Origin of the sequence: Enterobacter cloacae complex sp. 2022EL-00788 (assembly GCF_026627565.1) — a bacterium.
GTDB lineage: Bacteria > Pseudomonadota > Gammaproteobacteria > Enterobacterales > Enterobacteriaceae > Enterobacter > Enterobacter pasteurii.
Window position 1 is genome coordinate 252,484 of the sequence record NZ_JAPNMC010000005.1, and the last position, 11,488, is coordinate 263,971.

An 11,488-nucleotide genomic window follows, 5' to 3' on the forward strand; every position below is an offset into this window, starting at 1 on the left:
ACCACAGTTCAGGATCGCAAACTGCGACGGAAATGGTTCAGCACCCGGCTATCCGTTCCGAGATAATCGCCCTGTAGTTCAGCGCTGAGCTTCGCCATAAACTGGATCAGGAAGTCGGCATTGTGGAGCGCAAGCTCGCGTCCTCGCGGGGTTTGCATGGTGTCCGGCAGGCGCAAGAGTTTGGTCTGGAAGTGGTCGAGCGCGAAGGTTTTATCATCCAGCGGTCGGGCACCGGCAAACGGGTCGTCGGCATCGAACAGCGCGACGCCCAGCGCACCGGACACGGCAAAAACGCGCGCCAGGCCGATAGCGCCTAAGGCCTCCAGCCGGTCGGCATCCTGCACGATTTTCGCCTCAAGGCTTTGCGGCGCAACCCCGGCGCTGAAGCTATGCGCCTCAATGGCATGCTCAACGGCCGCATAGCGCTCTGGCGGGAAGTCAGGAAAATCGCGGCGCAGGATCTCACGCGTTTTGCGCGCCGCCAGCAGCGAGGACTGGCTCCGATCGGGATGATTTTTCGGCAGGCTGACAACGTCATGGAAGTAGCATGCGGTCAGCACAACCAGCGGCTCGATGTCGTGCTCAGCCATAATGTTCTGTGCCGTCACCCAGACGCGGCGAAAATGGGCGATATCGTGGGCCGCATCATCGGTGAAATGGTTTTCATCCAGCCAGCGTTCAAAACGGTGCTGCCACTGCGCAAGTTCCATACTCTCATCCTGTTGCTCAAAAGAGGGTTAATTATAATACACCCGAATCAAACCCACTTAAAAATAGAAGCGCGAAATACTTAATAATAATTACAGCTCATATTTTCAATGAATTAATTCACCTGAAAAATAAAGAGATAAAAAGAAATATTTTGTAATCTTTTTACCCATTTAATTACATTTCTTTTTGAAACTAAATAACTCTTCATAGAATAGTATCGGCCATGTAGTTACGGAGGGTAATTACATATATTCAGACAAATTATATTTAAAGGGAATATATAATGAAAAGAAAAGTTCTGGCAATTCTTGTACCCGCATTATTAATGGCTGGCGCAGCAAATGCGGCTGAGATGTACAACAAAAACGGCAACAAGGTCGACCTGTACGGTAAAGTCGATGCGCGTCACACCTTCTCTGACCATGCAGGCGACGACGGTGACGAAACTTATGTACAGGTTGGTTTCAAAGGCGAAACGCAGATCGCTAACGATCTGGTGGGCTATGGTCAGTGGGAATATAAAACCTACGCTAACGATACCGAAGGTGCGGGCGACAAATCTTTTAACCGTCTGGCCTACGCTGGCCTGAAATACGGTGAATATGGCTCATTTGATTACGGTCGTAATTACGGCGTCGTGTACGACGTTGAAGCCTGGACCGATATGCTGCCGGTATTTGGTGGTGATTCCTACACCTGGACTGACAACTATATGGTTGGCCGTACTAATGGCGTGGCGACCTACCGTAATAATGATTTCTTTGGTCTGGTCGACGGCCTTAATTTTGCGCTGCAATACCAGGGTGCTAACGAAGGCGCGAACGCAAACGAAGATCAGGAAGGCACCAAAAACGGACATGACGATGTGCGTTTCCAGAACGGCGACGGCTTCGGTATGTCGAGCACCTATAACTTCGATTTCGGTCTGACGCTGGGTGCGGCGTATTCTTCCTCTGACCGCTCTAATAAGCAGGAAGCCTATGGCAAGCATTACAGCGCACATTTCGCTGGTGGCGAAACAGCCGAAGCATGGACCATTGGTGCAAAATACGATGCCAATAACGTCTATCTGGCGATGATGTATGCAGAAACCCGCAACATGACCCCATACGGTGATTATGGTATCGCGGATCAGACTCAGAACTTCGAAGCCGTTGCACAGTACCAGTTCGACTTCGGCCTGCGTCCATCTCTGGCATGGGTTTACTCGAAAGGCAAAGATATGACCTATCCAGGCACCGCCGGTAACCCGCAGGGTCAAAAAGGCGACATGGATCTGGTTAACTACATCGACGTGGGCATGACCTACACCTTTAATAAGAACTTCTCAACCTATGTTGATTACAAGATCAACATGCTGGACAACGATGAGCGCTTCTATGAAGCCAACGGTATTTCTACCGACGACATCGTTGGCGTAGGCATGACCTACCAGTTCTAATCCCCAAAACAGTAAAGCCCGCTACGCGGGCTTTTTATTTTATGGCGCTTCCTGCAAGGCCAGACGGATAAACCCGTTATTCTGCGCCAGCAGCTCATGCGCTTTCCACGCATCTAGCCCCGTCAGCACCATCAGCACCGCCGTTTTGCAGTGGTGGTTACAGCTCTCCAGCGCGGCCTTCGCCTGCGCCCGGGTGCATCCTCCCGCCTCCATTACAATGGCGATTTGCCGTTCGGCCCACCGGGTGCTGGTGGCCTCAATATCAACGCGCAGGTTGCTGTATACTCGTCCGGTTCTTACCGCCAGACCGGTGGTGACCATATTCAGGATCATTTTTTGCGCGATGCCCGCTTTGGTATTCGCGTACCCGGCCACCACATCGGCACCCGGATCGGGCGCAATCACCATGCTCGCCAGCTGCGCCGCCTCGCTTTGCGTATCCCCCGTGACCAGAGCAACCGTTGAGCCCAAAGACCAGGCATGGCGCATCGCGCCCCACACCCACGGCGTTTTGCCGCTAACGGACAGCGCCAGCATCATGTCGTGCTCGCCAAAATTGATCGTCTGGAGATCGGCAACGCCGCGCTCGTAGCTTCCGGCGTTATCGCCTGCCGTAATCGCAATGACGGGATGTTTACCTGGCGCAAACTCCGCCGCCGCCTGCTCCGCCACGCGTCCGGACGCGCCCGCGCCGGTCAGGACCAGACGTCCGCCGTGGCTAAGGGTTGCCGCCGCGTTATCTACCACGCGGGCGAGCATCGTCAGGTGTGGGGTAAGTGCAGAAGCGATCTGTGCGTCATCCTGGTGAATGACTTTCAGCATATCCAGCGTGGATAATCTGTCGATATTCATCGTGCTGGCGTGCCGTTTTTCCCTGGCCGTACCGGTAAGCATAATGCTCATAAACTGCCTCCTTATTATGAGTACCCCCACACTATAAAGTGTTTTATATAGGTCACCTGAGAGGAGGGTCACGAAACGCCCTTCTTTACATGGCTTTATGAAACGCCCGTCATCAGCGATAATTAGCCCATTCTTTATCATCGCGGAGTGTTAATGAGCGATTTGCAGCCCTTTTCCCCGACGCGCAAGCGCCCTATGAAGCTGAACACGCTGGTTACGCTGATGGTATGCGCCATTATCGGATCTGTGCTGCTGGTGGTCTTCGCGCTCTATTCTGTACAGATTACCCGGGCAACGCGCGATGACGTAAAAGACACCGCGCTGGGTATCGCCCGTACGCTGGCAGACAGCCCGGACATCAGGCGCGGCCTGATGGAGTCGCCCCAGGCCGGCATCATCCAGCCGATAGCGCAGGCCGTGACGAAGCGTAACGATCTGCTGTTTACCGTGGTCACCGATCTGCGCGGCGTGCGTTATTCCCATCCCAATGAGGCGCTGTTAGGTTTGCATTTTATCGGCGACGATCTGACCCCCGCCCTGGAAGGGAAAGAGAATGTCTCCGTAAACCGCGGCGCGCTCGCGGAAGCGCTGCGCGTCTTTACGCCGGTGTATGACGACCAGCACGAGCAGATAGGCGTGGTGGTGGTCGGCATTTCGCTGAATAAGGTAGAAGATCAGATTGCCCGCGGGCGGCTTAACGCCGTGTGGACCATCCTGTTCAGCGTCCTGATGAGCTCGCTGGGGATATGGGGCTTAGTCCGGGTTCTCAAACGCATCCTGTTCGGGCTGGAGCCTTATGAGATCTCCGCCCTCTTTGAACAGCGTCAGGCCATGCTGCAGTCCCTGCGCGAGGGCGTCATGGCCGTGGACATTCACGGCCGCGTGACGATGATTAACCATACCGCCAGAGAAATTTTACTCCTGACCTCCGGCCAGCACTCCGAAAGCAGCAGCGAACCGCTGCTGGCCAGCCTGAGGGAGGTGTCGAGAACCGGCATTGCGCGTCAGGATCAGGAGATTGGCTGTAACGGACGGCTGCTGCTGTGCAACATGGTGCCGGTAAAAAGCCAGAATCAGGTGATCGGGGCAATCAGCACGTTCCGCGATAAAACCGAAATCAGCCAGCTGATGCAGCGTATTGATGGCATGGTCAGCTACGTTGACGCCCTGCGCTCCCACACGCATGAGTTTATGAACAAGCTGCACGTGATCCTCGGCCTGCTGCACATGAAACGCTACGACAAGCTGGAGGAGTACATCATCCAGACCGCGCAGAATTATCAGACCGACATTGGTGCGATACAGCGTAAGGTTAAATCGCCGGTCATTGCCGGCTTCCTGCTGGGTAAAATCAACCGCGCGAAAGAGGCCGGTGTAACCCTGACGCTGGCGGAGGAGAGCCAGCTTCCGGACACGGCCAATGAAGAGCAGGTTGCGGTGCTGATTACCGTGCTGGGCAACTTAATTGAAAACGCCCTGGATGCGATGGAAGGCCAGCCGGAGGGTGAGATCGGACTGCTGCTGCATTACCAGAACGGCTGGCTGAGCGGTGAAGTCAGCGATGACGGTCCCGGCATCGACCCCGAGCGGCTGGAGGCTATTTTTACCAAGGGCTACTCAACCAAAGGTGAAAACCGCGGCGTTGGGCTGTTCCTTGCACGTCAGCAGATCCAGAACCTCGGCGGGGATATTACCGTCGAGTCGGAGCCTGGCGTGTTTACCCAATTTTTTGTTCAGATCCCCTGGGATAGCGAGAGGAATATCGCGTGATAAATGTGTTAATTGTCGATGATGACGCCATGGTAGCCGACCTCAACCGCCTGTACGTTAACCGCGTTGAGGGTTTTAGCTGCTGCGGCGTCGCTTCCACGCTCAACCAGGCCGAGGCGCTGATTGCAAATCCGGCCCAGCCGATCGACCTGGTGCTGCTGGATGTCTATATGCAGCAGGATAACGGGCTGGATCTGCTGCCCGTCATCCGCGCGTCGGGCCGCCCGATTGACGTGATCATGATCTCATCGGCCTCCGACGCGGCGACGATCCAGACGTCCATGCACTACGGCGTGGTGGATTACCTGATTAAACCGTTCCAGTTCCCGCGTTTTGAAGAGGCGCTAAACGGCTGGAAGGCAAAGCGCAGCCTGATGGGATCGCATCAGTATTATGAACAGGCCGACGTGGACAGGCTGATCCACGGCGGCGCGCCGGAGCTGGCCGACAGCAAGAAATTACCGAAAGGGTTAACGCCGCAGACGCTGCGCACGATTTGCCAGTGGATCGACAGCCATCCGGAGACTGAATTCTCCACCGACGATCTGGCCAACGCGGTAAACATTTCACGCGTTTCCTGCCGCAAATACCTGATCTGGCTGGCGCAAATCAACATCCTGTTTACCAGTATTCACTACGGGGCCACGGGCCGCCCGGTGTATCGCTATCGTTTACAGCCGGAACAGACCGGCCTGCTCAAGCAGTACTGCCAGTAATACGGTAGCCCTCGTCCAGCAGGGTAAAGCGGAAGTGGTGCATCGAGGAGAACACCACTTCTTTCGTTTTGGTGACAAAAATCGCTTCAATATCAGGGCGCGAGCGCAGCGCGGCGCAGCCCTTCTCCACTCCCATGCCGTAGATCAGCGTGGTCCAGAGATCGCCGTCGATGGAGTCTCCGGAAATAATCGTCACGCTGTCCAGCTCGTTATCCAGCGGGTAGCCGGTGCGCGGATCCAGGATGTGGTGATAGCGTTTACCGTTCTGTTCAAAGTAGCGCTCATAGGTACCTGACGTCACGACAGACCGGTTCTCTACCGTCATTGCCCCAATCAGCGCGTCACCGGCGAACGGTTTTTTCAGGCCTACGCTCCAGCCCCCTTCCGGGGAGCCCAACGTCTGGATGTTGCCGCCGAGGTTAATGAGCCCCAGCTCGACCCCCTCCTTGCGCAGATAGTCCCGGACCCGATCGGCAATATAGCCTTTAGCAATGGCGCCCAAATCAATCTCCATGCCGGCCCGCGTCAGAAACACGCTGCTGCTGGATTCATCCAGCACCACGTCAGCGGGACGGGTCAGATCCAGCAATGCCGTGATTTCATCCGCAGGCGGTACGGTGTCGCCCCGAAAGCCGATTTTCCACCGCTTCACCAGCGGACCGATCGCCAGGTTAAACGCGCTGTCCTTGAGCAGGCTTGCCGCTTTCGCGCAGCGGATGAGATCGAATACCGGACGGCTAACGGCAACCGGATGACTGCCGGCGGCATGGTTGATGTCCATCACCTGAGAATGGGCACGATTGACGGTAAGGAGATCTTCGTACTGTTTGATGAGTCGAAACACGCGGGAGGCAAGCGCTTCGTCATGGGAAAAGAGTTTCAGGAGAATGGGCGAGCCCATCAGAACGGCGGAGTAGCTGTAAACGCGGTTGTCGTCAGGCATGGCAAAGTCCTCAGATGTAGCCCCGGCAGGCACCGCGCCGCCGGGGTTTAATGCCGGATAGCGCGATGCGTATCCGGCCTACAGTACAGGAGCCTTATGCTTTTTTCGCTCGCATCGCCGCCTGATGTCCGGCAAGCGTACCAAAAATAATGATATCTGCCACCGCGTTACCGCCGATGCGGTTACCGCCGTGGATGCCCCCGACAACCTCACCCGCGGCAAACGCCCCTGGCAGCACGTTGTGGTTGCCGTCCAGCACGCAGGTATCGGTGTTGATGGTCACGCCGCCCATGGTGTGGTGTACGCCCGGTGCAATCTGAATGGCATAGAATGGCCCTTCGTTGATGGGCGCACGCAGCGCGGTGGTACGACCAAAATCGTCGTCGTGCTGTTTTTCCACAAAGCCGTTGTAGCGTTCAAGCGTTGCCAGGAACTGGTGGCGATCCATCCCCAGCGCTTCCGCCAGGGCTTCCGGCGAGCTGGCGCTGGTGACGAAACCTTTTGCGATGTACTCATCCGCGGCTTTGTTTTTAGCCCGAACATGCTCGTCAAAGACGATGTAAGCGTATTTCTCCGGCAGCGCGATGATTTGCGCCGAGACCTTGTCGCGGGTCTCCATTTCGTTAAAGAAGCGGTTGCCCTGCTGGTTCACCAGAATCGCCCCGCCGCCGCGGATGGATTCGGAAATCAGATACGAGGTTTTCTGCTCAACGGTTGGGTGAATCTGGATCTCGCCCATATCGACGGTGCCTGCGCCAATACGTTCCAGCAGCGCGATACCGCCCCCCGTCGCCCCTTTGTGGTTAGTGGTGACGAACCCTTCCAGGTCCGGACGGTATTTCACCACCATCTGGCTGTTGGCGCTGAAGCCGCCCGTCGCGACAATCACGCTTTTGGTTGCCACGGTGAGTGTTTCATTCTCTTCCGTCGTCAGGCGCACGCCGGTGACTTCGCCGTTTTCAAAGAGGATGTCGCTGACGGAGGTATCCAGCATCACCTCAATGTTGCGCCGGTTGACGTTACGCACCAGGCCGCTGATCAGGTAACCGCCCACCGCGGAACCGTCTTTTGGACGGTGAGTACGGTCGATGCTCATCCCGCCGGTTGTGGTGATGTCGTTCAGCATAATGCCGCGCGTAGCCAGCCACTCGATGGCTTCCGGTGCGTTCTCGACAAAGCGACGCAGCAGTTCCGGGTTGTTCTTGTTGCCGCCGCCTTTCAGGCTCTCCTGATAGAACAATTCTTTGCTGTCCTGGATGCCCTTCACGCGCTGGAAGCGGGTTTCGGCGGCGTTCATACCGGCCGAAGCTTTGATGGTGTTACCGCCGATGGTTGGCATTTTCTCGACGATCAGCACGCTCGCGCCTTCGTCATGAGCCTGAATCGCCGCCGCCAGACCTGCGCCGCCGCTGCCGACCACCACAACGTCCACGCTTCTGGTTTCATTCGGGTCCGCGCCCTCTTCTGCCGCCAGCGCCTTGCTGGATTTCAGCATCGCTTTCGAAACCGCTTTTTTCACCGCCTCGCTCTGGCTGGTTGCGCCCGTGATCGCGTCCACGTGCGGGGTGTTGGCGTCCAGAATGCGGGTGCGGATCTCTTCGAAGCTGGTCGCAAACTCCACGTCATCGCCGGGGCCGGAGGCCAGTTCGATATCCGCGATACGATCGGTTTCAAGGCTGACGTTAATCACCAGCTCGTTAGCATCGTCCTGCACTTTCTCGGTGAAGGTGCCGGGCTTGAATTTAGATTCGCCCATGCTCATGTCGCGGATCATCGCTTCCACCAGCGAGAAGCGCCACAGCGGTTCAGGAATGTTCAGCGCTTCACGGCGGGTGCTGTCCATAAACAGCTCGAGGCTTTCACCGGCAGCGATGCGGTCGGTCCAGTCCGGGTAGGCGATAGTGGCCCGCCCGACGGCAATCAGATCGTAGCCGCGATCCAGCGCCTCATTCACATCGGCGGCATTTACCACGCCGCCAACGCCCATCACCGGCACCTGTGCCAGGGTTTCAGAACGCATCGCGCGGTATTTTTCAATCAGCGGCGTTGGATCCTGAGTGTCGACGATAGAAGGTCGCAGGGTGGCGCCAACGGAGAAGTGCAGGTAATCCACGCCGCGCGCGGCCAGTTTTTCCAGCAGATACATGGTGTCGTCGAAGCGAATGCCCGGGACCTCCAGCTCTTCTGGCGAGAAACGATAGCCGATAATGAACGCGTCGTCCGCGTACTGGCGCACCATTTTATGGGTAATGTCCAGCACCGCCAGCGGGAATTTCGCGCGGTTATCGCGGCTGCCGCCCCACTCGTCATCGCGCTGGTTAGAATTTGGGGAGTAAAACTGCTGGATGAGATAGGTGTTCGCCCCGTGGATTTCGACACCGTCGAAGCCGGCCTGAATCGCGCGGCGCACGGCTTCACCGAACTTGCCCACCATGCCTTCCACTTCTTCGGTGGTCAGCGCAACCGGCGTCGCGGCACCGTCACGCGGCGCGGCAACGGCGCTGGGACCAACCGGCGTGCGGCCGCCGATAAGCTTAGGATCGACCATACGGCCGCCGTGGTAGATTTGCAGAAGGGCTTTGGATCCTTTGGACTTAATGGCGTCAGCGATTTTCGCCAGCCCGGCGATTTTCTCGTCGTTATCAATACCAATTGCGCCCGGGAACGCCAGGCCGAGATCGTCGACAAAACAACACTCAACGATGATGGTGCCGATGCTGCCAGAGCGGGCGCGGTAGTATTCCACCAGCTCGCTGGTCACGGTGCCATCGTAATAGCCGGTACAGGTTGTCATCGGGGCCATTAACAAACGGTTTTTCAGTTCAGTACCATTCGGTAATGTGAAAGGGCTTAACATACGTTCGTTAGTGCTCATAATAGAAACTCCAAACTTTAAAAAATTAAGAATTCGTTATCGGGCTGAATTTTTATTTCGTCGTTTTTGCCGATGTCATGATATTAATATAATGCTTTTTTTAGTTTCTAAAGTCATTACGTTAGTTAATAAACTATTTAATCCCTGCGATAACAACAATAATACATTGGTGTTAGCCATATAATTTCATCCATTTACAACAATGCAAACTTCGTTAACATACTTAAGGTAAGACCATTTTATCAACTATAAATAAACTCTTATTTATCAATTAATTGCATAAATACCGAGCTTTATATGTTATCAAAATGAAAAAACTAACAAGAAAAACCCCTAATACCCACATACGCCGTAGTGGTTATTTAAAAGAGCATAAAAATACGCATCCATTTCTGTTTATTTGATCGCGATCAAAAGTTTCGACACCTAAACGCGCAATATATAAATATCATCATTTTTTAATTAAGCGCCCAGCAAAAAGCGTTTAATCCCTATTACTGAAATAACTGAAGCGCCGCTTTAATAACTAAAAAAAGCAAAGAAATTAAATAAAGCGAACCGGCTATTTCATCGTATGACGAATCTTTGACAACTTAAGACGTGAAACTATGAAAACAAAAACTGCTGTAACGCCTCCTGCGGCGAATCAAGCATCAAATGGAACAGCTAAACGACTGCTGATGATGGCCCTGCCCGTCATAGTTGCCGTACTGCTGCTGTTTGTTCCCGTTCCTGAAGGCCTGCCGCCTTACGCGTGGCACTACTTCGCAATTTTTGTTGGCGTCATCGTCGGGTTAATCTTCGAACCGCTGCCGGGTGCCGTGATCGGCCTCACCGGCGTAGTGGCGATTGCGCTGTGCAGCCAGTGGGTGCTCTTTAGCCCGGAACAGCTGGCCGATCCCAAGTTCAAGCTGGCGGGTGCCTCCTTTAAATGGGCGGTCAGCGGGTTTGGTAACTCTACCGTGTGGCTGATCTTCGGTGCCTTTATGTTTGCCGCGGGCTACGACAAAACCCGCTTTGGCCGTCGCCTGGCGCTGATTCTGGTGAAATACCTGGGCCGCCGCAGCCTGACGCTCGGCTACGCGATTACCTTCGCGGACCTGCTGCTGGCACCGTTTACCCCGTCCAACACCGCGCGCAGCGGCGGGACAATCTACCCCATCATTGCTAACCTGCCGCCGCTGTACGGTTCAAAACCGAACGACCCAAGCGCGCGTAAAATTGGCTCGTACCTGATGTGGGTGGCGATCACCGCCGCCTGTATCACCAGCTCTATGTTCCTTTCCGCCCTCGCGCCTAACCTGCTGGCGCTGGCGCTGGTAAAAAGTACGGTAGGCATTGATATCTCCTGGGGGACCTGGTTCCTCGCCTTCCTGCCGCTCGGCGTGCTGCTGATCCTCACCATGCCGCTGCTGGCCTACTGGTTCTACCCACCAGAAGTCAAAGTGAATAATGAAGTACCGCTGTGGGCAACCCGTGAACTGGAAAAACTCGGCAAACTGTCGCGCAATGAAATCCTGCTGCTGATGTTTGTGTGCTGTGCGCTGCTGATGTGGATCTTCGCCGCCGCGTGGATTGAACCGGCCATGGCCGCCCTGCTCATCGTTGGCCTGATGCTGTGGACCGGCGTGCTGGAGTGGAACGATATCACCGGTAACAAAGCCGCGTGGAACACCTTCGTCTGGTTCGCCACCCTGGTTGCGCTGGCGGATGGCCTCTCCTCAACCGGCTTTATCAGCTGGCTGGGTAAAGAAGGCGGCCTGCTGATGAGCGGCATCTCGCCGGGCGTGGCCACTATCGTATTGCTGCTGGCGTTCTACCTGCTGCACTACCTGTTTGCCAGCACCACCGCGCACACCACGGCGCTGCTGCCGGCGATGCTGACCATCGCCTCCACCATTCCGGGCATGAATATGGAAGTGTTTGTCCTGCTGATGGTGACCTCGCTGGGCGTAATGGGGATCATCACCCCGTACGGTACTGGCCCAAGCCCGATTTACTACGGTAGCGGCTACCTGCCAACCAAAGACTACTGGCGCCTCGGCACCATCTTCGGTGCCATCTTCCTGGCGGCCCTGCTGCTGATTGGTTATCCGTGGATGTCCATGATGTTCTGATTCCTGACCGCC

Annotated in this window: 8 protein-coding genes; 4 read left to right on the forward strand and 4 right to left on the reverse strand. The window is 55.6% G+C overall.

Annotated elements, in window-relative coordinates:
* Nucleotides 1-8: 8 nt before the first annotated feature.
* A complete protein-coding gene (locus tag OWK27_RS10160; RefSeq protein ID WP_242172258.1) occupies nucleotides 9-710 on the reverse strand; it encodes a phosphohydrolase in 702 nt (233 codons plus the stop codon).
* A 284-nt stretch (nucleotides 711-994) separates the two neighbouring features.
* Between OWK27_RS10160 and ompC the strand changes: the two genes are divergently transcribed.
* On the forward strand, nucleotides 995-2,152 hold the full coding sequence (gene ompC, locus OWK27_RS10165) for a porin OmpC (protein ID WP_242172257.1): 1,158 nt from the start codon (nucleotides 995-997) through the stop codon (nucleotides 2,150-2,152).
* A gap of 39 nt (nucleotides 2,153-2,191) precedes the next feature.
* Here ompC and OWK27_RS10170 read toward each other — a convergent pair whose 3' ends face one another.
* On the reverse strand, nucleotides 2,192-3,055 hold the full coding sequence (locus tag OWK27_RS10170) for an N-acetylmuramic acid 6-phosphate etherase (RefSeq protein WP_148418169.1): 864 nt from the start codon (nucleotides 3,053-3,055) through the stop codon (nucleotides 2,192-2,194).
* Between the two features lie 153 nt (nucleotides 3,056-3,208).
* Here OWK27_RS10170 and OWK27_RS10175 point away from each other — a divergent pair, with 153 nt between their 5' ends.
* Nucleotides 3,209-4,825 (forward strand): sensor histidine kinase, encoded by a 1,617-nt coding sequence (locus OWK27_RS10175; RefSeq protein WP_176609983.1) that lies wholly within the window; start codon nucleotides 3,209-3,211, stop codon nucleotides 4,823-4,825.
* A complete protein-coding gene (gene dcuR, locus OWK27_RS10180; RefSeq protein WP_148418171.1) occupies nucleotides 4,822-5,541 on the forward strand; it encodes a two-component system response regulator DcuR in 720 nt (239 codons plus the stop codon). Before OWK27_RS10175 ends, dcuR begins: the two co-directional genes overlap by 4 nt.
* Here dcuR and OWK27_RS10185 read toward each other — a convergent pair.
* Entirely contained in the window at nucleotides 5,522-6,484 is a 963-nt protein-coding gene (locus OWK27_RS10185) for an FAD:protein FMN transferase (protein ID WP_242172256.1), read from the reverse strand. The genes dcuR and OWK27_RS10185 overlap by 20 nt on opposite strands.
* 94 nt (nucleotides 6,485-6,578) lie before the next feature.
* On the reverse strand, nucleotides 6,579-9,359 hold the full coding sequence (locus OWK27_RS10190) for a flavocytochrome c (protein WP_267590327.1): 2,781 nt from the start codon (nucleotides 9,357-9,359) through the stop codon (nucleotides 6,579-6,581).
* A gap of 608 nt (nucleotides 9,360-9,967) precedes the next feature.
* On the opposite strand from OWK27_RS10190, the gene OWK27_RS10195 reads away from it, so the two are divergent.
* Nucleotides 9,968-11,476, forward strand: coding sequence for an anion permease (locus OWK27_RS10195; RefSeq protein ID WP_267590328.1), 1,509 nt, complete (start codon nucleotides 9,968-9,970; stop codon nucleotides 11,474-11,476).
* The last annotated feature ends 12 nt before the right edge of the window (nucleotides 11,477-11,488 follow it).